This is a genomic window from Ignavibacteria bacterium, from assembly GCA_016873845.1.
Taxonomy (GTDB): Bacteria; Bacteroidota; Ignavibacteria; order Ch128b; family Ch128b; genus JAHJVF01.
In genome coordinates, this window is record VGVX01000004.1 from 41,643 (window position 1) to 68,017 (window position 26,375).

At 36.8% G+C, this 26,375-nt stretch carries 28 protein-coding genes; 13 read left to right on the forward strand and 15 right to left on the reverse strand.

Annotation, left to right across the window (positions count from 1 at the left end):
• The first annotated feature begins 79 nt into the window (after nucleotides 1-79).
• The 10 genes from FJ213_02115 to FJ213_02160 all read left to right on the forward strand — a co-directional run bounded on the left by FJ213_02115 (nucleotide 80) and on the right by FJ213_02160 (nucleotide 10,383).
• Nucleotides 80-1,066: a UPF0365 family protein gene (locus FJ213_02115; GenBank protein ID MBM4174954.1), complete on the forward strand. Its 987-nt coding sequence runs from the start codon at nucleotides 80-82 to the stop codon at nucleotides 1,064-1,066.
• On the forward strand, nucleotides 1,067-1,630 hold the full coding sequence (locus tag FJ213_02120; GenBank protein ID MBM4174955.1) for a hypothetical protein: 564 nt from the start codon (nucleotides 1,067-1,069) through the stop codon (nucleotides 1,628-1,630).
• A complete protein-coding gene (locus tag FJ213_02125) occupies nucleotides 1,624-3,621 on the forward strand; it encodes an ATP-dependent helicase (GenBank protein ID MBM4174956.1) in 1,998 nt (665 codons plus the stop codon). Before FJ213_02120 ends, FJ213_02125 begins: the two co-directional genes overlap by 7 nt.
• Nucleotides 3,611-5,224: a hypothetical protein gene (locus tag FJ213_02130; protein ID MBM4174957.1), complete on the forward strand. Its 1,614-nt coding sequence runs from the start codon at nucleotides 3,611-3,613 to the stop codon at nucleotides 5,222-5,224. Before FJ213_02125 ends, FJ213_02130 begins: the two co-directional genes overlap by 11 nt.
• A gap of 22 nt (nucleotides 5,225-5,246) precedes the next feature.
• Nucleotides 5,247-6,344 (forward strand): glycosyltransferase, encoded by a 1,098-nt coding sequence (locus FJ213_02135; GenBank protein MBM4174958.1) that lies wholly within the window; start codon nucleotides 5,247-5,249, stop codon nucleotides 6,342-6,344.
• Nucleotides 6,338-7,165: a class I SAM-dependent methyltransferase gene (locus FJ213_02140; GenBank protein ID MBM4174959.1), complete on the forward strand. Its 828-nt coding sequence runs from the start codon at nucleotides 6,338-6,340 to the stop codon at nucleotides 7,163-7,165. Before FJ213_02135 ends, FJ213_02140 begins: the two co-directional genes overlap by 7 nt.
• A gap of 77 nt (nucleotides 7,166-7,242) precedes the next feature.
• Nucleotides 7,243-7,650 (forward strand): cytidine deaminase, encoded by a 408-nt coding sequence (locus FJ213_02145; protein ID MBM4174960.1) that lies wholly within the window; start codon nucleotides 7,243-7,245, stop codon nucleotides 7,648-7,650.
• A 1-nt stretch (nucleotide 7,651) separates the two neighbouring features.
• On the forward strand, nucleotides 7,652-8,227 hold the full coding sequence (locus tag FJ213_02150) for a thymidine kinase (GenBank protein ID MBM4174961.1): 576 nt from the start codon (nucleotides 7,652-7,654) through the stop codon (nucleotides 8,225-8,227).
• A 3-nt stretch (nucleotides 8,228-8,230) separates the two neighbouring features.
• The gene (locus tag FJ213_02155) at nucleotides 8,231-9,583 is read left to right on the forward strand and encodes a NupC/NupG family nucleoside CNT transporter (GenBank protein ID MBM4174962.1); all 1,353 of its coding nucleotides are present in this window, start codon (nucleotides 8,231-8,233) and stop codon (nucleotides 9,581-9,583) included.
• Nucleotides 9,583-10,383: a purine-nucleoside phosphorylase gene (locus tag FJ213_02160; GenBank protein ID MBM4174963.1), complete on the forward strand. Its 801-nt coding sequence runs from the start codon at nucleotides 9,583-9,585 to the stop codon at nucleotides 10,381-10,383. Before FJ213_02155 ends, FJ213_02160 begins: the two co-directional genes overlap by 1 nt.
• Here the strand turns inward: FJ213_02160 and FJ213_02165 are convergent.
• From FJ213_02165 to gcvP, 4 genes are read right to left on the reverse strand one after another with little or no spacing between them, the layout of a single operon-like run.
• Nucleotides 10,367-11,092 (reverse strand): 16S rRNA (uracil(1498)-N(3))-methyltransferase, encoded by a 726-nt coding sequence (locus tag FJ213_02165; protein MBM4174964.1) that lies wholly within the window; start codon nucleotides 11,090-11,092, stop codon nucleotides 10,367-10,369. The two genes, FJ213_02160 and FJ213_02165, sit on opposite strands and share 17 nt — an antisense overlap.
• Nucleotides 11,092-12,426 (reverse strand): hypothetical protein, encoded by a 1,335-nt coding sequence (locus FJ213_02170; GenBank protein ID MBM4174965.1) that lies wholly within the window; start codon nucleotides 12,424-12,426, stop codon nucleotides 11,092-11,094. The genes FJ213_02165 and FJ213_02170 overlap by 1 nt, the downstream gene beginning before the upstream one ends.
• Before the next feature lie 18 nt (nucleotides 12,427-12,444).
• Nucleotides 12,445-12,837: a CoA-binding protein gene (locus tag FJ213_02175; protein ID MBM4174966.1), complete on the reverse strand. Its 393-nt coding sequence runs from the start codon at nucleotides 12,835-12,837 to the stop codon at nucleotides 12,445-12,447.
• 5 nt (nucleotides 12,838-12,842) lie between these two features.
• Nucleotides 12,843-15,746, reverse strand: coding sequence for an aminomethyl-transferring glycine dehydrogenase (gene gcvP, locus FJ213_02180; protein ID MBM4174967.1), 2,904 nt, complete (start codon nucleotides 15,744-15,746; stop codon nucleotides 12,843-12,845).
• A 497-nt stretch (nucleotides 15,747-16,243) separates the two neighbouring features.
• Between gcvP and FJ213_02185 the strand changes: the two genes are divergently transcribed.
• The 3 genes from FJ213_02185 to FJ213_02195 all read left to right on the forward strand — a co-directional run bounded on the left by FJ213_02185 (nucleotide 16,244) and on the right by FJ213_02195 (nucleotide 17,439).
• Nucleotides 16,244-16,567, forward strand: a complete 324-nt coding sequence (locus FJ213_02185) for a hypothetical protein (protein ID MBM4174968.1) — start codon at nucleotides 16,244-16,246, stop codon at nucleotides 16,565-16,567.
• Nucleotides 16,568-16,668: 101 nt separating this feature from the next.
• Complete coding sequence (locus tag FJ213_02190) at nucleotides 16,669-16,935, forward strand: hypothetical protein (protein MBM4174969.1); 267 nt, start codon at nucleotides 16,669-16,671, stop codon at nucleotides 16,933-16,935.
• Nucleotides 16,936-17,160: 225 nt separating this feature from the next.
• Nucleotides 17,161-17,439, forward strand: a complete 279-nt coding sequence (locus FJ213_02195) for a hypothetical protein (GenBank protein ID MBM4174970.1) — start codon at nucleotides 17,161-17,163, stop codon at nucleotides 17,437-17,439.
• A 162-nt stretch (nucleotides 17,440-17,601) separates the two neighbouring features.
• Here the strand turns inward: FJ213_02195 and rnc are convergent, their stop codons facing one another.
• From rnc to FJ213_02250, 11 genes are all read right to left on the reverse strand, one after another.
• Complete coding sequence (gene rnc, locus FJ213_02200; protein MBM4174971.1) at nucleotides 17,602-18,366, reverse strand: ribonuclease III; 765 nt, start codon at nucleotides 18,364-18,366, stop codon at nucleotides 17,602-17,604.
• 5 nt (nucleotides 18,367-18,371) lie between these two features.
• Nucleotides 18,372-19,616 carry a beta-ketoacyl-ACP synthase II gene (fabF, locus tag FJ213_02205; GenBank protein MBM4174972.1) on the reverse strand — a complete coding sequence of 415 codons (1,245 nt, stop codon included), beginning with the start codon at nucleotides 19,614-19,616 and terminating at the stop codon, nucleotides 18,372-18,374.
• Between the two features lie 35 nt (nucleotides 19,617-19,651).
• Nucleotides 19,652-19,888, reverse strand: coding sequence for an acyl carrier protein (locus FJ213_02210; GenBank protein MBM4174973.1), 237 nt, complete (start codon nucleotides 19,886-19,888; stop codon nucleotides 19,652-19,654).
• A 38-nt stretch (nucleotides 19,889-19,926) separates the two neighbouring features.
• On the reverse strand, nucleotides 19,927-20,670 hold the full coding sequence (gene fabG, locus FJ213_02215) for a 3-oxoacyl-[acyl-carrier-protein] reductase (GenBank protein ID MBM4174974.1): 744 nt from the start codon (nucleotides 20,668-20,670) through the stop codon (nucleotides 19,927-19,929).
• Nucleotides 20,654-21,259: a DUF3109 family protein gene (locus FJ213_02220; GenBank protein ID MBM4174975.1), complete on the reverse strand. Its 606-nt coding sequence runs from the start codon at nucleotides 21,257-21,259 to the stop codon at nucleotides 20,654-20,656. Before FJ213_02220 ends, fabG begins: the two co-directional genes overlap by 17 nt.
• A complete protein-coding gene (gene fabD / locus FJ213_02225; GenBank protein MBM4174976.1) occupies nucleotides 21,243-22,169 on the reverse strand; it encodes an ACP S-malonyltransferase in 927 nt (308 codons plus the stop codon). Before fabD ends, FJ213_02220 begins: the two co-directional genes overlap by 17 nt.
• Complete coding sequence (locus tag FJ213_02230; GenBank protein MBM4174977.1) at nucleotides 22,169-23,176, reverse strand: ketoacyl-ACP synthase III; 1,008 nt, start codon at nucleotides 23,174-23,176, stop codon at nucleotides 22,169-22,171. The genes fabD and FJ213_02230 overlap by 1 nt, the downstream gene beginning before the upstream one ends.
• 12 nt (nucleotides 23,177-23,188) lie before the next feature.
• A complete protein-coding gene (plsX, locus tag FJ213_02235) occupies nucleotides 23,189-24,175 on the reverse strand; it encodes a phosphate acyltransferase PlsX (protein ID MBM4174978.1) in 987 nt (328 codons plus the stop codon).
• Nucleotides 24,176-24,238: 63 nt separating this feature from the next.
• Nucleotides 24,239-24,421: a 50S ribosomal protein L32 gene (locus tag FJ213_02240; protein MBM4174979.1), complete on the reverse strand. Its 183-nt coding sequence runs from the start codon at nucleotides 24,419-24,421 to the stop codon at nucleotides 24,239-24,241.
• 16 nt (nucleotides 24,422-24,437) lie between these two features.
• Entirely contained in the window at nucleotides 24,438-24,935 is a 498-nt protein-coding gene (locus FJ213_02245; protein ID MBM4174980.1) for a DUF177 domain-containing protein, read from the reverse strand.
• 110 nt (nucleotides 24,936-25,045) lie between these two features.
• Nucleotides 25,046-26,374, reverse strand: coding sequence for a hypothetical protein (locus tag FJ213_02250; protein MBM4174981.1), 1,329 nt, complete (start codon nucleotides 26,372-26,374; stop codon nucleotides 25,046-25,048).
• Nucleotide 26,375: the final 1 nt, after the last annotated feature.

A 26,375-nucleotide genomic window follows, 5' to 3' on the forward strand; every position in this document is an offset into this window, starting at 1 on the left:
TTGACAAAGCGATTCAATTTTATTAAGAAGTAAATATTAACTATATTTTTCAAAAATCTAATTATTTAATGGAGAAAAAATGGAAGCATTAACGGGATTAGCATTTCTTATAATTATCGGACTAATACTTTTTCTAATCATATTTACCTATTTCATCCCTGTAGGATTATGGATCACAGCATATTTTGCCGGAGTAAAGGTTAAAATATTTTCCGATTTGGTCGGAATGAGGCTGAGGAAAGTCCCACCTCAAATTATCGTAAAAAGTTTAATCACTGCTACTAAAGCTGGAATCGTTGTCGAAACCGGTAAACTCGAAGCTCACTATCTTGCTGGCGGAAACGTTCAAAAAGTAATCAATGCTCTTATCTCAGCGGATAAAGCAAATATCGATTTAAGCTTTGAACGAGCAACAGCAATAGACCTCGCTGGCAGAGATGTATTAGAAGCAGTAAAAATGAGCGTCAATCCAAAAGTTATTGAGACACCGCCTATCGCAGCTATTGCAAAAGATGGAATTCAAGTTCGGGCAATCGCACGAGTTACTGTTCGAGCCAACATTGAACGATTGGTTGGCGGTGCAGGTGAAGCAACAATTATTGCAAGAGTTGGTGAAGGAATTGTCACTACAATTGGTTCATCCAATTCTCATAAAGAAGTACTTGAAAATCCCGATCGAATTTCTAAGACTGTTTTAGAAAAAGGATTGGATGCAGGAACCGCATTTGAAATTTTATCAATCGATATTGCGGATGTCGATGTTGGTGAGAACATTGGTGCAAAATTGCAGACAGACCAAGCGGAAGCCGACTTGAAAATTGCCCGTGCAAAAGCCGAAGAGAGACGCGCAGCTGCAGTTGCAACCGAACAAGAAATGGTCGCAGAAGTACAAAAGATGAAAGCAAAAGTTATTGAAGCCGAAGCTGAAATTCCAAAAGCTATTGCTGAAGCATTTAGAGAAGGGAATCTCGGTATAATGGATTACTACAATATTCGCAACATTCAAGCTGATACAGATATGCGGCAATCTATTTCAAAAGGTCCCGGCAAAAAAGAAGAAAAATAAATGGAAAACATTTTTGACATACTGTTAATTCTATTTATAGCTTATGCTTTACTTTCTCCATTCTTTAAAAAGAAAAAGCCGCAGCAGATTCCCAAAAGAACGGAACAGCAGCAAGAACATTACGAGGATGTTTCAATTCCGGATGAAGCTGAAACAACACAAGATGTTCTCGCTGAAATTGAAGATCTCCTAGGAATAAAACGCGAACGAGAAACTTTCCCCGATGAACGACAAACTGAAACAGAGGTCATAATTGATGGCAAATATTCTGATAAATCTGATGACCAGTTTAAGTTCAAATCTAAAGATACTCAATCAGAAAGTTTCAAGTTCAAAGCGGCGGCTGTCGAGCATATAGATAAGAAGAAAAAAATCGAGGCAGATTTTGCTCAACCCATTCTCGATCTTTACAATTATGACAGCACTGTCAAATTGGCTGATGAAGAACAAGTAAAAGAAAAATTCGATATTTCATTCAAAGGATACACCGACCTTCAGAAAGGAATGATCTTTAAAGAAATTTTAGACAAACCGCGTGCATACAAAAAATATTCACGATGGTAAAAAAATACAGTCTAAAAAGAGTGTCTAATATCGGGCTCGATGAGAATCTTAAACCCATCGAGCCAAAATATAAACTTGATTATAAAAATCTCCTAAATCCTGCACAGTTAGAAGCAGTAATGACAACCGTAGGACCTGTACTTGTAATTGCTGGTGCAGGGACTGGGAAGACTCGCACGCTTGTATTTCGAGTTGCAAGATTAATAGAATCTGGAGTGAATCCTGGCTCAATTCTTCTTCTTACATTTACTCGCAAAGCCGCTCAGGAAATGCTGCGGCGGGCTGCAGAGCTAATCGATTCGAGAGCTGAAAAAGTTGCAGGCGGGACATTCCATTCATTCGCCAATTTAATTTTGAGAAAATTCGCGAATAAAATTGGGCTGAGTTCAACTTTCACAATTCTTGATCAATCTGACAGCGAAGATGTCATCAATCTTCTTAGAGGCAATTTAGGTTTTGATAAAAACAAAAGAAGATTTCCGAAGAAACAAGCTCTTGCCGATATTTTCAGCCTGGCAGTTAATCGCCAAAGATCTGTTGAGGAAATCGTTCGTGAAGATTATCATCATTTCATCGATTCACTTGATGATATACTCTTATTAAATAAAGAATATCATGAGTTCAAAAAACGAAATTCGATGCTTGATTACGACGATTTACTTCTAACGTTAAAAAAGCTTCTTATTGAGAATGAGGATTTCAGAAAATACATTCATCGGACTTATAAATATATTATGGTGGATGAATTTCAAGATACCAACAAACTTCAAGCTGATATCGTGACTTTGCTTGGCGGATCGCGGAATATTATGGTTGTCGGAGATGACTCGCAGAGTATCTATTCTTTTAGAGGAGCGAACTTTAAGAACATAATCGATTTCCCAAATCAATTTAAAGATGCTAAGCTTATAACTATCGAAGAGAATTATCGCAGCACGCAGGCAATTTTGAATTACACAAATGAAATCATTGCCCACGCTAAGGAAAAATTCCCAAAGGTTTTATTCACAAAAAATTCTTTTGGCGAGCTCCCCTATTTAGTTTCTGCAGATAGTGATAATCTTCAGTCGAAGTTCATAGTCGATAAGGTCCTCGAATTGCGAGAGGAAGGAATCGATTTAAAAGAAATTGCCGTTCTATTTCGGTCGGGATATCTCTCGTTTGATTTGGAAATTGAGTTGAATAAAGTCGGAATTCCATTTAAAAAATTCGGCGGGATGAAATTTATTGAAACCGCCCATGTGAAAGACTTAATCAGTCTATTGCGAATAATAAACAATCCAGTTGACAAAATAAGCTGGTTTAGAGTTCTTCAGCTCCTTGCCGGCATCGGGCCCAAAAAAGCACGTGACATTATAGATGAGATTGAAAAAACTTCAAAAACAAAATTCGATCTCCAAAAATTTATCCGTAATAAAAATTATCCCGAAAATGTTCTTACGCTTTTCGAGACATTAACAAAATCATCAAAGCCGTCTCTTACCCCATCGGATCGATTAAGTTTAATAATTCCCTATTACGAACCATTGCTGAGAGAAAAGTACGACGACTTTCACAAACGACTGAAAGACCTTGAAATCTTTCAAATGATTAGTGAAAATTATAGATCGTTGAACTCATTTCTTGATGACCTTGCACTCGAGCCTCCGAGTTCAAGCGTGTATGATATTGCTGCTTCTGGAAATGAAGAAGAATTCTTGACCTTAAGTACAATTCACTCTGCAAAAGGACTGGAGTGGCATTCCGTTTTTGTAATTTCTGTAGTCGAGGGTTTTTTCCCCAGTGCACGATCTGCAGAATCATTCGACGACATTGAAGAAGAACGGCGATTGATGTATGTTGCATGCACGAGAGCAAAAAGAAATCTCTTTATCACATATCCGATGACTATGTTCGAAAGAGGTAATGGTTTAATCTATACAAAAATATCTAGGTTCTTATCACCAATAAACAATCAACATTTTGATGAGTGGGTATTAAATGAAGAATAATATAAAAGTTTTCGTGCCACTATTTTTAATAACAACAATTACTGCGAGTATTTTTATGGGCTGCCCCGGTGCAAAACGAGACGAGCTTGAATTCCTCCGCAGCGAGGTAGATTCTCTTAGAACAGAAGTTTTGGAATTTATACTTCAATCGAACAGATTGGAATTTGACAATTACGTTTACGGCAGTAAGCTAAATCTCAACAATCTCTATAAAAAATCCCCCCACTTATTCACGATTGAAAATATTAATACTATCAATGAGCTTTTAAAACTTGAACAGCGGCCTGAACGTGTTGATAAACTTGAAAGACTCAAAGTTCACATTTATACTGAAATCGTTAAAAAATCAACCGCGGCTTTATCAGATAAAATTGAAAATCAAATGAGCAGCGGTTTGGTCTATACAGATCGAGGAGCAATTCCCTTTTACAATTTGAGAAGCCAGATAGCAAATGAGAAAATTCAATCAAAGAGAGAAAGACTTTATAAGTCAGCGAATTCGATTTACAAGGAGCTAAATATAAATTATCGAAAACTTTATCAAATCAGAAAGAGCATCATTTTAGATTCACTTGGATTTAAATCATTCAATCAATTTGGTGCAATGGTTCGAAGTGAAGATCTCAATAAATTTTCGAAGAGTGTTGAAGGTTTTATAAGCTCAACAAACGAGCTTTATTTTATTTTGCTCGATGACATTTTAAGAACAAATAAACTTAATCGTGATAATTTTTTCCGATACGATGTTTCAAGATTACTTCGCAACGATAAATTCGATAAAGCTTTCCCAAAAGATAGTCTTGTGAGTGTTTGGAAAAACTCTTTCTCTTCAATGGGTTTTGAAATTGATACGATGAGAAACATCATTCTCGATATGGAAAATCGACCAACGAAAAATCCTAGAGCAGCTTGTTTTACTATCGAGATCCCGACAGATATTCGAATGAGCATTAAGCCAATTGGCGGATTTGACGATTATGCGGCTCTCTTCCACGAAACAGGACACGCATTACATTATGCCCTCACCACAGAAAAGTTTATGGAGTTCCAATACCTTGGGAATTATACGAATTCTGAAACATACTCTTTTTTATTCGAACATTTGTTGGATGAACCTCATTGGTTAAAAAACTTTTTAGGGATGAAGGAGCCAGAATTTAAATCTTTTATAAAATTCAGAACTTTTCAACGATTGTACATGGCGAGAAGATATTGCGCAAAGTTTATTTACGAGTATCAATTGATTGACTCTTTTGAAAATGCGCCAGATAAGTATTCGGAAATTTTAAGTACCGTGTTGGGCTATAAACAACATCCATCTGATAAAAATTACTACTTAGATGATGTTGATGATTTCTTCTACACAGTTGATTATCTTCGGGCATGGTTTATCGAAGCAATGTTTAAAACAAAAATACGCGAATTGTATGGTCATAACTGGTTCGAGAATAAATCACTTGCAGATTATATGAAGGACTATTTCTCAGCCGGACAGAGATTCTACATCGATAAATTTATACAGAAGATCGGTTTCATAGATCTCGATCCAAAATTTCTTGCGAATGAATTAAATGAAATGCGTTCATTCGCTCGTGCTAAATAAACTTCAAGTTTAATTTCTGCTTATGGAATTACTGCTGTCCGTGATAATTCTTTTTTTAGTCTTTTATTACTTTTTTTTAGTGCTTGTACTAATTGCTAAATTTAAGGGTACAAAGCAAAGTCAAATGCCATTCGAACAAAAATTTATCAGTGTAATTGTCTCTGCAAAAAATGAAGAAAAAAATATTAGCGGGCTGATCCGTTCTCTTGTGTCGCAAACTTATCCTTTGGAGAAGTATGAAATAATAATTGTTGATGACTATTCAACTGACTCGACACGCGAATTAATTTTAAAAGCATCAAATGAATTATTAAATCTTAGATATATAGATAACCGAAACAATCCCTCGATGGACAAAGGGAAAAAATCTGCACTTACATACGGAATTTCTCAATCAAATGGCGAGATAATTCTCCTCACCGATGCAGATTGCAGACCAGGTAAAGATTGGATAACAAGTGTTACATCTCAATTTGATTCCGAAATATCCGCTGTTATTGGTTTTTCACCGTTCGCCGTTAAAAAAGGATTTTTTAATACATTTATCAGGTATGAAAATATTAAATCTTCTTTTCTAATGAGCGTTTTCTATTTTATTGGGCTCCCATACTTGAGCTTTGGCAGAAATTTCGCTTACAGGCGAAGCGTTTTCGAAATGATTCGCGGCTTCACGTCAATCAATCATTCTCTTAGCGGAGATGATGATTTGTTCCTCCAAAGATTGCGGAAAAGCGGCAAAAATATTCAATTAACTTCTGCGAAAGATTCAATTGTTTTTTCAGAACCAGCGGATTCGATTAAAAAATATTTCCGACAAAAGACGAGACATCTATCTGCTAGTAAATACTATCCAATGAAATTAAAATTTTTACTTGGTGCATACTACATAGGAAATTTATTTTTGACAATTACATTTTTGGTATCCATACTTTTTAGCCGAATTGATTTAGCTCTGCTCTCGCTTCCTAAATTTTTACTTGATGTTGTATCAATCTCTTATACTTCTAGGAAAATAAGTTCAAGCCTGTCTCCTCTTCAAATTATTTTCGGTGAATTGGCATATACTTTATTCTATCCAATAGTTGGAGTTTTATCTAGAAGAAAAAATATCCGATGGTGAGAATCAGTTACGAATACACAGAAGATCCTTCACACCCCAATTACACAAAATGGACTCGTTCCAAGAACGCTGCCATAAAAAAAGGGGAATTTGTCAAATCCATTTTAGCTAAATCAATAAACCTCGAAAACAAAAAAATACTTGATCTAGGGTCGGGTTCTGGTGGAACCCTGCAAAATTTTTTAGGAAGTGGTAATCAACTTTTTTCGGTTGATCATAGTGACGATAAACTTAAAGCTCAGAAAATAATATCTCATGAATTTAATTTAATTTACAGTTTAGCTGAGAAGCTTCCCTTCAAACAAAAATATTTTGATGTTATAATTCTGCAAGATTCTCTTGAGCATTTTACAGATCCTTATAGTGTTTTGAATGAAATAAAAAACCTTCTAAATGAGGATGGAGTAATTTACATAAGCACTCCGAATAAATTTTCGATAATTAATTTATTTGCCGATCCACACTGGGGTTTTCCTTTCGTAGCTTTGTTTCCAAGAATATTAATCCGAAAAATTTTTATTCCATTATTCCGAAGACAGGAAATCGGAAGACCCGGTGTTGCCCAACTTTTAAGTTACAAACAACTAAGAAGTTTCTTCGATGAATTATCATTGAAATCAAACATTTACACAATAGAAGCGGTTCATACACTCATCTCTAAATCTGAACAGATTATTTGGTCAAAGTTCCACATTACTTTACTAAAAATATTAGCTTCACTGAAATTTGAACGACTATTAACACTGATGGCAAACAACAAGCCAGGAATACTAAATAGATATTTTACTCCGACTTTTTATTTTACGCTTAAGAAACGCTGAACGATCACTAATTTTTTGAAATATTTAATTTGCCTAAACTTTTCGGAATAAATATATTCGAATAAACTTTTTTGAGAATGAAACCTATCGATTATAATCATCTAGCTGAAAAAGCAATCGAGGCAAAAAAATTTGCACACGCACCATATTCAAACTTTCATGTAGGGGCTGCACTTTTAACTGAAAGTAACGAGATTTATACAGGCTGCAACGTTGAGAACAGCTCTTTCGGTTTAACCATTTGTGCAGAGCGTGTTGCTGTTTTTAAGGCTTATTCAGATGGAATTCGAAAATTTAAAGCAATTGCCGTTGCATCGGATGATCAAAATTTTTGCCCGCCTTGCGGCGCATGTCGTCAAGTTCTGATGGATTTATGCGGTGACATTGATTTTGTGATGGTAGATGGAAAAATGAATTTAAAAGTGTTCAAACTTTCTGAATTGCTTCCATTCGCTTTTGGAGATGAAAATTTGAAGAGTAAATGATATGAATGAATTTTTACAACAGCAACTTCCAAATAAAACCGGATGGATAGAAGTGATTGCCGGTTGTATGTTTAGCGGTAAAACTGAGGAACTTATTAGAAGATGCCGGCGGGCTATGATTGCCAAACAGAAAGTGATCGTATTTAAACCGAAGATCGATGATCGGTATTCTGAGAAAGAAATTGTTTCACATTCAGAGCAGTCGCTTCCATCAGAAGTCATCCAAGATGCAGATGAGATATTGAAGTTATCCAAGGATTCACATGTTATCGGAATAGATGAAGCTCAATTTTTCAAATCCAATCTTATCGAAGTTGTAAACTCACTAGCGGATGAAGGTAAACGAGTGATAATCGCTGGATTAGACCAAGATTACCGCGGCGTCCCATTTGAACCTATGCCCCATCTGCTCGCAATTGCGGAATATATTACAAAAACTCTTGCCATCTGCGTTGTTTGCGGAAATCCAGCCGATCGTACGCAGCGTACAATAGTAAGTAAAGACCGAGTAGTTGTGGGCGCCTCAAATATTTATGAAGCCCGCTGCAGAAAATGTCACACTATTTATGGTGAATAACTCATGAACATTCTTGCTGTGTTAAATGGATTGCTCGGAATCGGAGTAATCATCGGAATTGCATTTTTAATGTCTAATAATAAAAAGAGAGTCAACTGGCGGTTGGTCACCAGTGGTTTTCTAATTCAATTTATATTTGCAATTTTTCTAATGAAAGGTGATGCGATGGGGAGTTTCTTCTCACCTTTAGCATGGCCAAAACAATTTTTCGCTTGGGTGTCGAGCTTTTTCGTTCTCGTTTTGAATTTTACAACTGAAGGCGCAAAATTTGTTTTCGGGAAATTGGCACTTGGTCCTGGAAGCGTTGAAAGTCTTGGAGTGTTTTTCGCTTTTCAAGTCCTGCCCACAATAATATTTTTTGCGAGTTTAATGTCAGTTCTCTACTACCTCGGAGTAATGCAGCGAATTGTTCAAGGTATGGCTTGGATAATGGCAAAAGTGATGGGGACTAGCGGAGCTGAATCGCTTTCAAATACTGCCAACGTTTTCGTTGGGCAAACAGAAGCCCCATTGATGATTAGACCATTTTTGAAAGATTTAACAAACTCTGAACTTCTAACGATTATGGTTGGTGGAATGGCAACTATAGCTGGCGGAGTAATGGCTGCATATATTCAAATGTTAGGTTCTTCTTATGCTGAAGCACATAACTTAACTATTCAAGCTGCACAATTGAAATTTGCAACACAATTACTGGGAGCAAGTATTATGGCTGCTCCGGCTTCTCTCGCAATTTCTAAAATCATTTTCCCGGAAATTGGAGAACCGGTAACTAAAGGTACTGTGAAAATAAAAGTAGAAAAAAATGCCTCAAATGTTATTGAAGCTGCCGCGGCAGGTGCTTCAGATGGAATGAAACTCGCATTGAATGTCGGTGCAATGTTAATAGCTTTCATTGCCTTGATAGCATTGGCGAATTATTTGCTTGAATGGATAGGTAACTGGACTGGATTAAGTGCTTTAATAATGGAACATTACAGCCAACCGCTTAATTTGCAAATTATATTTGGTTTAGTATTGCAATTTCTCGCGTTTGCTATCGGTGTGCCTTGGCAGGATGCGATTAATTTCGGGAGTCTCGTCGGTACAAAAATCGTTTTAAATGAATTTGTTGCATATCTTGATATGTCTGCAATGATCCAGCAAGGAAAATTAGTTTCAGAAAAGGCAATTACCATGGCAACTTTTGCACTCTGTGGATTTGCAAACTTTTCTTCTATCGCGATCCAAATAGGTGGAATTTCTCCGCTTGCTCCGGAAAGACGAAAAGACCTTGCATCCTTGGGATTAAGAGCTGTTGCTGGCGGAACACTTGCAACTTTATTGACCGCTACCATTGCTGGATTCCTACTATAATGGAATTTGACGCAAATAAAATTATTTCATTCGTAAAAGATAATTTCAATAACATCTCAATTGATATTTCTATAATTCTTGGATCAGGATTAGGTGATTTTGCAGGACAACTCACAAAAGAAAAATCGATAAAAACTTCAGAAATTCCAAATTATCCTATTTCGACAGTCGTTGGTCATGCGGGTGAGATTATACTTTGTAAATATGAGCAAAAAAATATTCTTCTTTTTAAGGGCAGGATCCATCTTTACGAAGGATATAATATTTCGAAAATAATTCTTCCCACTCAAATTGCAATAGGAATGAATTCAAATTATTTGATTATTACAAATGCAGCTGGAGGAATTGCTGATGGAATGCAGCCAGGCGATCTCATGTTGATAACAGATATTTTTTTCCCACACTATAAATCTAAATTTACATCTTTAGGCGGTCATATTCGAAATTTGAACAAACTCCCAAAGGAATTGATGGAAATTGCTATTAAGGTGAGTCAGAGAGAAAATATTGAATTAAAAAATGGTACTTACGCATTTTCACTCGGACCAAGTTATGAGACGCCCGCTGAAATTCAATTCTTGAAAAAAGCCGGCTGTGATGCTGTTGGAATGTCGACAGTGCCTGAAATTATTTTCAGTCAAAATTCAAATATGAAAACAATTGGAATTTCATGCATTACTAATCTTGCAGCGGGAATATCCAAAACAAAACTCACTCATGACGAAGTTACTGAAACCGCTAATCAGGCAAAATCAAAGTTCTCAGTTTTATTAAAAGAAATTATTAAGGAACTCCCTTAAAAAGATTCTTGATTAACGACAGCAGGGTGATTGCGGCTGTTTCACTTCTTAGTCGATTATCAGAAAGTTTCACCGGAATAGAATCTAAACGTGACAAAGTCTCTTTTTCTCTCTCAGAGAAATCTCCTTCAGGACCAACAATTAGATAAACAGAATCTGCAGAGAAAATATTCTTAACTGAAATTAAGTGTTCTAAAGTCTCTCCCTCGAAATCACCGTGAAAAATAACTGAATTACCTCTTTTTAAATTATCTATTCCTTCATCAAAATTTATCATAGAATGCAGAACAGGGAGAAACGGTTCGTGTGATTGTTTCATTGCCGAAATTAAAACCTTCGTCCACCTTTCATGTTTGTCTGAGACTTTCAACGATTTTTCAGAAATAAATGGAATGATTTGGTTAACTCCAAGCTCAGTAAGTTTCTCGAGCATGAATTCAAATCTACTTGGATTTTTTATTACTGGTATTAGAAAATAGAACTGTGGTTTCTTCTTCTTGACTATTGTACGGCTAATAGTCGAGCATTCTACACTAAATTTTTTAATTGCAATTAATTCGCACTCGCAGGTCAGACCTTCGCCATTAGTTATTTCAACTCTATCACCGATATTTTTTCTCATAACTCCCGTGATGTGATGTGCTTCCTCGCCCTCAATGAAGAACTTGTCTTGGGTAATTTCAAGATTTGGAAAATAAAATCTATCCATCAAAATGCACTGCTTATGTCTAAAATAAATTGAGGTGAAAGTTTTTCATCTAAACCAAGATCAATTTTAAGTGATTTGTATGGAAGAATCACTATTGAAAAACCCGCACCAAATCCTTTAATCATTTTCTGCTGTTTCCAATCCTGGCTGTTGAACCAAATTAATCCAGCATCAAAGAAAAGATGAAAATCAAGCAGTATGTTATAAGTCAACAATTCTTTTGGAATGAGAGGAAAATCAAATGCAACAATCTCATTCCTGATAAATGGAAAGCGAAATTCAAAACTCGACACAAGAGATGTGTGTCCCTCAAAATAATCGTAATAGAGTCCACGAATTCTCTCGTCAAAACCGATGAAACTGTTAGCATAATTTGGAATTACGGAACCAATGACTGTCCGTATCGCATTTCTCATGCCAAAAATAAATTTAGATAATTGTATGTATTTCCTAAAATCTAAAGCTGCAACATGATAATTTACTTCCGATTCACCCATACCTTGCTTTTGATATGCTATTCCAAGAAAGCTTCCACTGTTTGGATATACATTAAAATCCCTAGTGTCAAATCTATACTTTATTGCTGTATATATATTCCTATCGATACCTGCTGTTGAGACTGTCCTGCCAGGTTGATATTCCGGAACTTTTATATATTGAAAGCCCGCGGTTAAATTCACTTCATGAAATATCCCAAATTTTTTACCAAAATTAATTTCAGAGAAAAAGACATCTTCAGTATAATTTTGAGAATTAGTAATCGATCTTCGACTCTTATTTTTCCTTTTAATGAAGGATGTTTTCCCCTGCATGGTTAAATGCAACTCTTCATGTATCCATGGATGAGTGTAATCCATACTTACCCAAGGATCGTAACCAAGTACTCCGCCAAGAAACAGAGTTTCGTTCATTCCGGTAAGATTTCTTACAGTTAAGCCGAGTCCATACGAAAGTTTTTTCCAGTCGCGTTCTCTAATTTCAAAAATTGGAACTGGCCAAATGTACCATGCTTCCTCCACCAGCACAACTAATTGAAAACCTGTATCCACCGGCACTAAAAGTAAATTTACTTGAGAAAATAATCCAAGACTTAGGATTCTACTTTCATCGTATCTTATGAGATCATCAGAAGCTATTGAACCGGTTTTAATCTGCATTTCACGGAGAATGACTTTTTCATTGGTAAGTTTATTTCCAATGATTTTGATATCAGCAATGTAATACAATCGTGAGATGCTCTCAGCGTTTGTGTCTCTCAGTGTATCAACATCTTGACTGAAAATTTTCGTTGAAATAATGATTATAAAAAATATGTATTTTATTATTACCCTCACTTAATCAATTATTTTTGACTAAAAATTACAATTCCTGTATTCAACGGCAATACAGTGATTCATCACAACCTGCATTCCTGCAGCGATAGCTTTACTGCGCGCGTGCTCATTTTCGACACCAAGCTGCATCCAGATCACTTTTGCTCCAACTTCGATTGCTTCATCAACAATTTCATCAACAAATTCCGAGCGGCGAAAAATATCAACAATGTCCACCTTAAAAGGTACTTCCTTTAATGATTTATAAACTTTGAAACCATTAAAATCCTTCTCAATAGGATTTACACCAACAACATTATATCCTTTATCTCTTAAAAAATTCGCAATTAATCCGGAATCCCTTCCTAGCTTGCTCGATATTCCGACAACCGCAATATTTTTTGCATGTTTTAATATTTCACAGTAATCCATAGTTATTAATCCAATTTTTGATCTATTTCATATGAACTTATTGGTTCACAGCTGCAAACGAGATTTCTATCTCCGTGGGCGCTGTTAATGCGTCCGACATAGGGCCAAAATTTATTTCGTTTTGTCCATTCAGCTGGAAAGGCAGCCTTTTCTCTTGAATATTTATGATTCCAAGTGTCCGAGACTACATCCAGCGAGGTATGCGGCGCATTTTTTAAAACATTATCAACTTTATCAGAATTCCCACGTTCAATTTCTTTGATTTCCTGACGAATCATTATCATTGCATTGCAGAAACGGTCGAGTTCATATTTGCTTTCACTCTCTGTCGGTTCAACCATTAATGTACCTGGAACGGGAAATGAAACTGTTGGTGCATGAAATCCATAGTCCATTAGTCTCTTTGCAATATCTTCAACTTCGATATTTGCCGTTGATTTAAATTCACGCATATCGAAGATCAGCTCGTGTGCAACTCTACCTTTGCTTCCTGTATAAAGAACTCTGAAATGTTTTTCAAGTTTAGCTTTGATGTAATTCGCATTAAGGATTGCTGTCTCAGTTGCTTTTTTGAGTCCCTTACTTCCCATCATTTTGATATAAGCGTGAGAGATGATCAGAACATTGGCGCTTCCCCAAGGTGCCGCCGAGATAGATGATATTCCCTTTTCGCCGCCTACCGAAATTATCGGATGTGAAGGGAGAAATTGTTTCAAATGTTCAGCAACTGCAATTGGTCCAACGCCTGGACCACCGCCGCCATGAGGAATCGCAAAAGTCTTATGAAGATTCAAATGACAAACATCCGCACCCATTAATTTTGGAGTAGTAAATCCTAGCTGAGCATTTAAATTTGCACCATCCATATAAACTTGCCCGCCGTTCTTATGAACGATTTTGCAAATATCAATTATGTTTTCTTCAAATACTCCGTGTGTTGATGGATATGTAACCATTAATGAAGAAAGGTTTTCTTTGTTCTGCTCTGCTTTAACTATCAAGTCATTTACATCAATATTTCCCTTTTCATCGCATTTCACTACAACCACTTTCATTCCTGCCATGACTGCACTGGCAGGATTAGTTCCATGAGCAGATGAAGGGATTAAAACAACGTTCCGTTTTGATTCACCCTTGCTGTGATGAAATGCACGAATTACCATTAATCCAGCAAATTCGCCTTGTGCTCCCGAATTTGGCTGCAACGAAACAGCAGCAAAACCTGTAATCGCGGCGAGATCATATTCTAACTCTTTTATAATTTGTTGATAACCCTCAGTCTGATCCAGCGGAACGAATGGATGAATATTTGTGAATTCGGGAAAAGTTACGCCCAGCATCTCTGAGGCTGCATTTAATTTCATAGTGCATGAGCCAAGCGGGATCATGGACGTCGTTAGTGACAAATCTCGATTCTCAAGCGATTTAATATATCTTAGCAGTTCTGTTTCTGAAAGATTTGATTTGAAAACTTTCTGCGTTAAAAAATTGCTTTTTCGCCTGAGATTGGTTTTGACACTACTTTCAACTTCCAGATCCAACTTCTCAAAACTAAGGGAAGTGCTCGTATCGATCCCTTTGGCCATTACTTCTAAAATTTCTTTTACATCTGCTACTGAAGTAGTTTCATCAAGAGAAATCCCGATCAGTCTATTTTCAAAATACCTGAAATTTATTTTCTTCTCAGCGGCAGTTTTTTTTATCCGTTCTATTTTATCGGTTTGATTTTCTAGATCAATTATAAGAGTATCAAAAAATTGAGCGTTCAATTGTCTAATATTCAATTGTTTTAAGCCAGAGTTGAGAAGATTAGTAAGCTTGTGTACTCGTTCAGCAATTTTTTGGATCCCCTCGGGTCCGTGATAAACAGCATACATCCCCGCCATAATGGCAAGAAGCACTTGAGCCGTACAGATGTTGCTCGTTGCTTTCTCACGTTTGATATGCTGCTCACGAGTTTGCAGCGCCATTCTAAGTGCGGGCCTGCCGTGAACATCTATTGATGCACCAATAATTCTTCCTGGAATGATCCTCTTGAATTCTTCCTTACATGCGAAATATGCTGCGTGCGGACCACCAAAACCCATTGGCACTCCGAAGCGTTGGGTTGAACCAACAACAATATCCGCTCCAAATTCACCGGGGGGTTTAAGCAAAGCTAAACTTAAAATATCCGCAGCAACGATTTTATTTATCTTAATTGCATCTGCTTTAGAAAAGAAATCTGAATAATCATTAACCGAACCTTTTCCAGATGGATATTGAACCAATAATCCAAAAAAATCATCTGTCAGTTTTAGCTCATCGTATTTCCCAACAACAATCTCAATTCCTTGTGGAACTGCACGGGTTTGTAAGACGGCTAAAGTTTGGGGGAAGACATCTTCATCGACAAAAAATTTATTAGTATTCTTTTTTGAACTTCTTGAATACGCGAATGAAACATTCATCGCTTCAGCGGCAGCAGTTGCTTCATCAAGCAAAGAAGCGTTCGCTATCGGCATTGATGTCAATTCCATTACCATTGTTTGATAATTTATCAAAGCTTCGAGACGTCCTTGAGAAATTTCTGCTTGATATGGTGTGTATTGCGTGTACCATCCGGGATTTTCGAGAACGTTTCGCTGAATTGCTGCTGGCAGGATCGTATTGTAATAACCCATCCCAATATAAGATTTAAAGACTTTATTTTTTTGAGCAGTTTGCCTCAGCTTATTCAAATATTCAAACTCACTAAGTGACTGGTCGAGTGAAATTTCTTCTTTAAGTCTAATTTGAGGGGGAATAGTTTCCTCTATCAGGGTGTCAATCGATTCAGCACCGACTTCATAAAGCATTTCTTTTATATCATTTTCATTCAATCCGATGTGACGATTTACAAATCTATCGGGATGGTTAAAGGAATTCATTTAGCAGTACCTTTCGCGATCAATGTAATTAGAAATAAGCAATTTGTAGTTACAAATATAAGAAAAATGTCGTTTAGCTGATGGATTGTGGCTTTTAGAATTGAAGAAAGACTAAGACTGAGACTAAGGCTAAGAGAAGAATTGATGTCGTCACCGACCGGTCGGTGACGACAGATAGTCCATTCAGCCTCAACCTTAGCCTTTGCCTCAGTCTTGACCTCAATCTCAGCTTTTGCCTCTGCCCCACCAACTTGACAATACAAATGAATTTAATTAAAATCGCACAAAGTTAAGTGGAAAATGAAGTGAATATCCGTAAAACCGGCAATGATTCTATGACAAAGCCAGTTCAAAATATAACTCGAATTAAATGTTCGCATATCACACCTCTACTGGGGAGATGTACACAATATTGCGTTGTTGCAAATTTTAATTGTCATGCTCTCACACGCAATATAAAAGTAAAAGTTTTTAACATTATACTCTAAGGATAAAAGATGATCACACCAGAAAAACTCAAAGATATTCAGAGGAAGGCATTAGCGGCAGTCGCTGATATGCCAGAGGGCGATTTGAAGACAAAGGCTTTTGAAGTCTTCCTTCAACATCTGCTCACCTCCGAAAGCTCTATAACTCTGGCAAAGTCAACAACTCCAGGGAAGATACTTGAGAAGGCTAAGAAATCTTCTAGGGCACCCGGCACTGTGAAAAGTAGAATTCTTCTATTGAAAGATGAAAAATTCTTCGAGGTTCCACGAACAATCAGAGAGGTTAAAGATGAACTACACGTTCACGGTGGATTCATCCAAACACAGCTCTAAGCGGTGCCTTGCAAGGTCTCGTACGAGAAAGACATCTTCGCAGAATCAAGGACAAAATCTGGAAATATGTCAATCCATAACTCATAGAAGGAAATTCCAGAATGGGTCCTCGTGAACTTACTGAGGTTGGCGATTTGGTCGATATTTTACCGACTATTTTAGATTCTATCACCACTGCACAACTTGACTATTCGAATCCCAACACGAAAACCTTTCGTTCAAACATAGCTGAGTTACGTTCCAAAGCAAACGAACTTGTAGGTATATATCCGCGAGAATCGTTTCTATTAGCAAATAAAGCTATAAAACGTTTTGCAAATAAAGTTAACACTATTGTTCAAACTTTCCCAGGAGACGTTGTTATATAGAAGAATAATGTTGAGGAATTGAAAACTATCTGGCATCTTGAGGTACGGCCTTCAATCTATTCTCTTGAGCTTGCTCTTGCAGTTACTGGAGGCGTATACCTACCTGAGGAACCAGCATTATTCCGGGGCAAAGAAAGAATATTTCGTGACATTGCCATTGAGGTAAACATATGCTATAGAAATGGAGCCTCAAATGCTTGCAGTGTCTTACTACGTAGGCTCGTAGTGAGTCTTATAATCAAGGTCCATCAAAATAGGGGCACAGTTACTATTGCAACAAACCCAACAAATGGTAAGTTCTATAAATTAGATAAACTCATAGATGATATTCGAGCCACTAATCTATTCACTCTATCTCAGAATGCACTTGATGCTCTTCCTGAATTAAAAAGACTTGGTGATTGGGGTGCACATAATAGAAATATTTTTGTTAATCGAACTGATCTAGATAATATTAAAACAAATGCAAGGTTATGTTTCGAAGAACTTTTGCGTTTAACATAAATAAAATAAGAGCACGGCAACTAACAAACAAAAACACGACGCTCAAGCAAAGTTTCCTGTGCGATTCTTCGCCTTTTAGTCTCGAATCGCCCAACGCGGTTGCTCTCAATAAATGGATTTATAATAGTCCGCAACAGTATGTCATTTTTGTGCAAGACGTTATTACACCAACCTCAACTTTTCGAGAGCTTTAAGTGCAGCTAATTGCTCGGCAGTTTTTTTCGTTGAACCTTTACCTTCACCAAAACTTACGTCTCCGATCATTACATGAATTGTGAATGTTTTTGAGTGGTGCGGACCTTCTTCTGAGACAACTTGATAATTTGGGACAAGCATCTTCTGCGCTTGAGTGAATTCCAGTAAACGACTCTTGTAGTTTTTATCGTCCGAGATAATTAGTAGACCTTTATTTGGACGAATGATGTATTTATGAATTAGCAGCTTTGCTTGTTCAAGTCCTTGGTCCAGATAAATTGCACCGACCAGTGCTTCGAGTGCATCGGAAATCATCGACTTAGCCCCGCCTCGAAATGCAATTCTTGCATTTTCACTCATGAAAAGAATTTCTTCGAGCTTAAGTTTTTCACCGGTATGAGCTAAAATTTCACGGTTCACAAATCTCGATCGGATCTTAGTCATAAATCCTTCTTCTTCTTTTTTGAACCTGCTAAAGATGTACTCCCCGATTACAAGATTTAAAATTGAATCGCCTAAGAATTCTAATCTTTCATTAGAGCGGAAGCTGTGTTTGGAAATTTTGTGGTGTGCTGCTGAGCGGTGAGTGAGTGCTTCAAAAAAAATATCTGGATCTTTTATTTTTGATCCAATAATTTTTTCTAACCGCTTAATTCTAATTTCATCACTAACAGAAGATTCTGTCTTCTTTAGTGAGATACCATTCAAGAGGCGGGATATAAATTTAGGCACAAACCTTAATTATATTTTTTAAATAACAATGTGGCGTTATGTCCGCCAAAGCCAAATGCATTGCTGAGTGCATAATTTACTTCTTTGTTCTGGGCTGCATTTGGAACATAATTCAAATCACATTCAGGATCAGGCTCTTCGTAATTAATCGTCGGCGGCACAAAGCTATTTTTGATTGCAAGTAAAGAGATAAGGGCTTCGGTTGCGCCAGCTGCACCGAGCAAATGTCCTGTCATCGATTTTGTAGACGAAACTGCAAGCTTATATGCATGCTCACCGAAAACAGTTTTGATAGCTTGCGTTTCATTCCTGTCATTATATTCTGTTGAAGTCCCGTGCGCATTGATGTAATCTACCTGCTCAGGTTTTATCCCCGCTTCATCGAGACATGCCTGCATCGATCTGACAGCACCTTCACCTCCTGGTGCGGGTGCGGTAATGTGATGTGCATCACCCGTCAATCCGATTCCAACTAATTCACCATAAATTAAAGCGTTTCGTTTTAAAGCATGTTCAAGTTCTTCAAGTACCAATGTTGAAGAGCCTTCGCCCATAACGAAACCATCTCGGTGCTTGTCGAAAGGTCTGCTTGCTTTTTCTGGTGCATCGTTTCGAGTTGACAATGCTTTCATAGCATTAAATCCACCGATTCCCATTGGACAAACAGATGCTTCAGAACCGCCAGAGATAATCACGTCGGCAGAGCCTCTTTGAATTAGCATATACCCATCAGCGATGGCGTGTGCAGATGTTGCACATGCAGAAGTAGTTGCGTAATTAGGTCCTTTAAAACCAAATTTAATCGAGATGTGTCCAGCAGCAATATCAGCGATCATCATTGGAACAAAGAAGGGGCTTAACCGTTGTGCACCACCACCATTGAAAAGAATTTCTGATTGGTGATGCCATGTCCACATTCCGCCGATTCCAGAGCCAAAGATCACGCCAACACGATTTTTGTCTGTTGTGTCCAGTGGCAGCTTTGAATCTTCTATTGCTTCCATCGTTGAAACCATAGCTAACTGTGTAAAGAGATCAATTCTTTGAGCACTTTTTCGATCCATGAATTTCAAAGGATCAAATCCTTTCACTTCAGCAGCAAATCTAGTATCGAAACCTGAAGCATTAAACCTAGTAATTTGACCCACACCGTTTCTTCCGGATTTTAATCCTTCATACACTTCTTTAACATTTAGACCGATAGGCAGAACTGAACCAAGACCGGTTACAACAACTCTTCTGTGATGCATTGTATTTTCTTTGAATAATTAATAATTGCTAACTATCAAGAAGCTAATTTTGCCTCGAGATATTTATATACGTCACCAACGGCTTGGATTTTTTCTGCATCTTCATCTGGAATTTGAATATTGAATGCTGTTTCAAAACCCATGACGAGTTCAACTATATCAAGTGAATCAGCTCCAAGATCATTGATAAATGAAGCTTCAGGTGTAATTTGGGACTCTTCGACTCCCAATTTATCCATTATGATTTCTTTTACTTTGGCTTGAACGTCCATTTAATTCTCCATTTTTTTGTTGTTAAATATATGATTTATTACATAATCATTCCACCATCTACGCAGATTACTTGGCCTGTGATGTAATCTGAGTCAGGCGAAGAAAGAAAAGCGACTGTTCGTGCGACATCTGAGGGTTGTCCCATTTTCTTCAAAGGTACAAGATTCATGATCGCATCCTTTTGTGCTTGATTTAATTTTGCTGTCATTTCAGTTTCGATGAATCCGGGGGCAATTGCATTGACTTGAATATTTCGCCCGGCAAATTCTTTAGCAAGAGTTTTTGTCAATCCAATTACTCCGGCTTTCGATGCAACATAATTAGCCTGTCCAGCATTTCCCATTATTCCAACAACCGAAGCGATATTTACAATCTTGCCAGACCTCTGTGCCATCATCGGTTTAATGACTGCTTTACTGAAATTGAAAACACTCTTCAGGTTCACTTGGATAACATCATCCCAATCTTTTTCTGTCATACGTAAAATCAAATTATCTCGTGTAATGCCGGCATTGTTAACCATGATGTCCACTGTACCGAAATTTTCAACGGTAAAGTCGATAGTCTTTTGTGCATCATCAAACTTAGAAGCATCACCCTTGAAATATTTAGCTTCGCCATTTACTTCTTTGATACTATCCAGAACTTGCTGTGCACTTCCCTCATCGGCAATATCAGAGATTACGACTTTTGCTCCTTCTTTTGAAAGATGCAAAGCGATTGCCGCACCGATACCGCGTGCGCCGCCAGTGACAATAGCAACTTTATCTTTCAATTTCATAATGCAATTCTTTCTTTTTCAAATTAGTAAAATATTCTTCCTTATATTCCAGCAAATCACGGTATCCCTCTTCACCAAGGAAATGATGGATCTCATCTTTCATCGCTTCGAAAATCGTGGAAGTCTGATTCTTTGATTTACTGCAGTAATGCATTCTTTCAAGATGTTCATCATCAATTGTCAACTTACCTTCAAAAATAACGAGCGGGAATAAGATACAATATAATGGCTTATAATTCCATTTATCTTCACCGCGATCCACTGCGGCTTTTTGCAGTGAACAGAATCCAACTTTATCAAGAAAAACACATTTATTGTTATATGTTTCGGTACCGGCACAGTAACCAGAATCAAAGTCTTTGTCTTCTTCTATTGGCTCAAACCATTTCGATTCATCGAGAGGCTGCGTTTCGTCCATATACTTTTTTACTATTTCGCGCTTCTCGAGAATCATTTCCATCTTTTTAAGGTCTGTATAAACACCGTACCAGCAGCACTCACCGCTGCAAATGCAAACATCGCATTTAGGTACGAATGGATGAGTGAAAATTATTGGATCGATGATTAAACCGTTAATTACTTTTTGCATTGCTTAAATATTTTTCAATTTCTTCTTTTGTTCCTAAGCTTAAAGTTTCAACTGCCGGATCTATTCTCTTTATAAGTCCGCTTAAAACTTTACCTGAACCAATCTCTATGAATGTTTGGATTCCGTCTCGGATCATATTTACAATAATTTTTTCCCATTGAACCGGACTAATTATTTGCTGTACCAAAAGATTCTTTATTTCATTTTCATTTTCAAATTTTTCAGCTGTAACATTTGAGTAAACTGGAAAGTTAAATTTATTCAGTTGTACGCTCTCAAGCGAATTAGATATATTTTCATACGCAAAGTTCATGAGCGGTGAGTGAAAAGCACCACTAACGATTAATTGCTTAGCGAGTTTTGCACCATTAGCTTTTGCTAATTCTACTAACTTTCTAACTCCCGCAATCGAACCGGAGACTACAACTTGATCCGGGGAATTAAAATTAGCTGGTTGGACAATCCCTTCAGTTTTAGCCGACTCACAAAGCTCATTGAGTTTATCATAGCTAAGTCCAACTATTGCAGCCATGGTTCCAGGATTTCTTACTCCAGATTCCTGCATTAATTCACCACGTTTTCTGACTACTTTTAGAGCATCTGAAAAATTCATAACACCTGAAGCTGTGAGCGCTGAGTATTCACCAAGTGAGTGACCAGCAGCTGCTGAGATTTGGATATTTTTTATTAGCTGCAATACCGCAAGACTATGAACGAACAAGGAAGGTTGAGTATTTTCTGTCTGTTTAAGTTTTTCTTCTGGACCATAGAAGCAAACTTCCGAAAGTTTGAACTTTAGGATTTCGTCAGCTTCGTCAAATACTTTCCTGCATTCTGAAAAAGATTCATATAAATCTTTTCCCATACCGACAAATTGCGCGCCTTGACCTGGAAAAACTAATGCAGTCATTAGTCGATACTCCACTTCAGATAAATTCCACCCCAGGTATACCCGGCACCAAAACTTGCTAAAATTAAATTGTCGCCTCTTTTCACTTTTCCCATATCGTAGTAATCCACTAAACAGAGTGGAATTGTTGCTGCAGTTGTATTTCCGTATTTATCAATATTAATCATAACTTTAGAATTATCTACACCCATCCTATCTCTAGTTGCATCGATGATTCGTAAATTAGCCTGGTGAGGGACAAGAAAAGCAACGTCATCTGCCAATAAATTATTTCTTTTCATTAGTTCAAATGCTACATCTGCCATTCCAATAACTGCGACTTTAAAGACTGCTTTACCGTCTTGATAAATGTAGTGCATTTTTTTATCAACCGTTTCGTGTGAAGACGGATTTAAGCTCCCACCCCCAGACATATATAAGTACTTCCCGCCTGAACCATCACAGTATAAAGTTTCATCCAAAATTCCATCAGACTTATCTTCCGTTCTTTCGTAAAGAATTGCGGTTCCAGCATCTCCAAATAGGATGCAAGTATTTCTATCTGTATAATCTGTTATTGCAGACATTTTATCCGCCCCAATAACTAAGACTTTTTTATAATTTCCAGATTCAATAAAAGCACGAGCTTGAGAAGTTGCAAATAGAAATGAAGAACAAGCGGCAAGAATATCATATCCCCAAGTTTTTTTCATTCCAAGCTTTTCCATAATCACACATGCTGTCGAGGGGAAAAACATATCGGGAGTAACTGTAGCAACTATCATCACATCAATTGTATCCAGATCAATTTTAAATCTCTCCACCATATCTTTAATTGCACCGGCGCCTAAATCTGAAGTAGCTCCATCAACTAAAATTCTTCTTTCTTTAATTCCAGTTCGTGTTACTATCCATTCATCATTTGTATCGACAATTTTTTCGAAATACGCATTATCATAGATCGTGTCTGGTACAAATTTTCCAATCGCTGAAATCTTTGCATTGTATTTGCTATCTGAAACGGGCATTTTTTTCCTTTCTTATTCCTTCACACTAATCTGAGCTAATGTTTTTTTAATTCGCTCTGTTATTTTTCTTTCATACACTTCGTATGCTCGCAAAATCATATTTTCAATGGCAAGTGATGTACTTGAGCCATGACCTATTATTGTAATTCCATTCACTCCGAGCAGCGGCACTCCGCCGTATTTCTGATAATCAAGCGGTGATAGGGCTTCTTTCAATGTATTTTTAAATAAACCGATTTTAATTTTCTTGAATAAATTTTCTTTTGCATAGAGTGTTAAAAGATGCTTCATATATTTAGGAACACTTTCACCAAATTTTAAAAGAATGTTTCCGATGAATCCATCACAAATTACAATATTCGCTGTCCCTTTAAGAATATCACGCCCCTCAACATTTCCTATAAAATTTAATTTCGACTTGCTTATCAGATCAAAAGCATCCTTGGTCAGTTTATTTCCCTTGTCTTTCTCTTCACCAACAGAAAGTAATCCAATTGATGGATTGTCTACTTTCAAAATCTCCCTAACATAAATCTCAGCCATTAAGGCATAACTTAAAAGATGCTGTGGTTTAGCATCGACGAATGCACCAACATCAAAGATTGCACAGAATCCACTTTCACTTGGAAGTATGGCTCCTATTGTTGGTCTATCTACACCCTCAATTCTACCCATAATAAGAGTTGAAGCCGCAGCAACAGCACCAGTATTTCCAGCACTAACGAAAGCTTGAGCTTTCCCTTCTTTTACAAGCCGAGCCGCAATTACGATTGAAGAATCCGGCTTATTCCGGATCGCATCAGTTGGCATCTCGCCCATCTCAATAACTTCGGTTGCATTGACAATCTTGTCATCAGGAAAGCTTAACTGATTTTTCAACAGCACTGACTGAATCTCGCCCTTCTTACCAACAAGAATTACATCAAGTCTATTTTGAAATTTATTAAATGCCTCAACACCGCCTAGGACTACTTTTTCAGGAGCAAAATCACCCCCCATTGCATCCAAGGCAATTGAACAATTTACTTTTTTATTATCCAAACGTAACCTTAAAGGTTGTTCTTAGGCAGACTTAGGGATATAAATTGTGCGACCTTTATAGAAACCGCATGCGGGGCAAGCGCGGTGTTGTAATTTAACCTCGCCGCAATTGGAACAAGTGGAAACAGAAGGTGCAGCGGCTTTATAATGCGTTCTTCTCTTAGCTGATCTTGATTTCGAATGTCTTCTCTTAGGATTTGGCATTGAATCTACTCCAGTATTATTTATTAATTATTTTCTTTAACTCTAACCATCGCGGATCGGATGAATCGGTTTCGCAGCTGCATGCTTCAAAATTTAAATCCTTTCCGCAATGTGCGCACAACCCTTTACAATTTTCACTGCAAACGTTTTTCAGTGGAACTGAAAGAATTGAATACTCTTTTACATCATTAGTTATATCAATTATATCGACTTCTTTCGGAATTACAGTAACAACATTCTCGTCGTACTCATCTTTATGGGCGACATCGTAAACATAAGACATATTATACTTTGTCGCCAAAGATTGCTTGAAGTTCTTCAAGCACCGATCACATTGAGAATTATGTTTATACTCAATGTTTGAAGTTATAAATATTTGATTCTTAGTTTTTTCAAGCTGCACGCTGATAATACAATTATCAATAAAATCAGCGGGCAGGTCAATCTCCGAAACAGGCACTTCAAAATCATAAAAATGTCTGCCTTCAGAGAGTGTAGATATTTTTATTTTCATTTTTCGTAAAAAGCGACGCAAATATATCTAATCGAAGTCACTAAATCAAATTAGATAGACTAAATCCAAGTATTTAACTGCTAAAAAATGCGAAATTGCTTCCTAAAATCCTATTTTTTTTGGTTTTTATATGTGGTTAGCAAATAATCTGTAACGGATTCTGCTTCTTGCGGTTTTAGTCCTTGCGCTGGCATTGGCGGAAATGCTGGATCAATTTTAGTCGGATTGAGAATAAATTTAATCAATGCACCCTTATTTTCAAGATACTTTGGTAGAACATTATTATATGCAGGTCCGGTAAAATTTATATCAAATTTGTGACATGCTGAACATTTACCAATAAATATATCTTCTCCGCTCAATACGACCAAATTTATCCCAAGCTTCGACTTCAAATCTTCTTCATATTTTTGAAAATGTGCTGCTAACTTTACGGATTCTCCAGCGGTTGCATTCCTTAAAGTATAAGCTTCTTTAATCATTAAAAAACAAACGATTGCAATAGTTGCATAAAATACTGCTGCAGCGAACTTTGAGTTAGATTTTTTTATCATGGCGTAATAGAAATGTGCAACAAGGAATAAAACCAAAATCCCAAGTACCACTGAGCTGAATACAGCAATCGATAAAGATTCTTTTGGGAGGATCAATACTTCAACAAAGATCAATAACGGCAGAAATAAAATAAATATCATAGTTCGTTTTAAAAAGAACTCTCTGTAGGCAAGTTTCTCAAAATTCTCTTTATACTCTTTATTGTTATAAAATATAAAGTATAAAATTGCCGAGCCGGAAATAACCATTAACAAAGTGAGGATTAGTATAAATTTAATCCACACCTCAAATTGAATGAAAGTGTGAAATATCGTTGTAACATTCTCCCAATTAGTTGCAGCAATTGAATTAAACAATCCCGCAGAAATAATAAATAGAGAGAACAACAACAAGATTATCCCCCAAATACCAAATTTTTTATAAGAATGGAAGTTAGCATCAGAAAATTCTTTAAACTCGGCACTTTTTGATTCAACACTATCGAAGATGAATTTTAAGTTCAACTTTTGTTTATAAAAATAAAGAAGTGTAATTGAAATTAGAAAAACAAGCCATGCGAAAAACATTAATCCAATAGAGATTGATCCAGTCCCCTGCAGAAGTTGGGCATAAATTAAAATAATAGTAAAGAAAGGTATGATCCCGAAAACAATTGGTAAATAAAGATTCATAAAAGGGAAATCAAGAATTTCCTTTGCAAGGCGAAAATCATTTTTATCAGACTTTTTCCTGGACCTAAAATCAAAGTAAAAGGAATAAATCGAACTGCCAGTTAAAATACCGAGGTAAGGTACTAAAATTAAAAAAACCATTATGAGCACAAAGTGCATTAATGATATGTGCGACATCGATTGAGGTAAAGCCAAATCTTTTAAAAAGTCCATT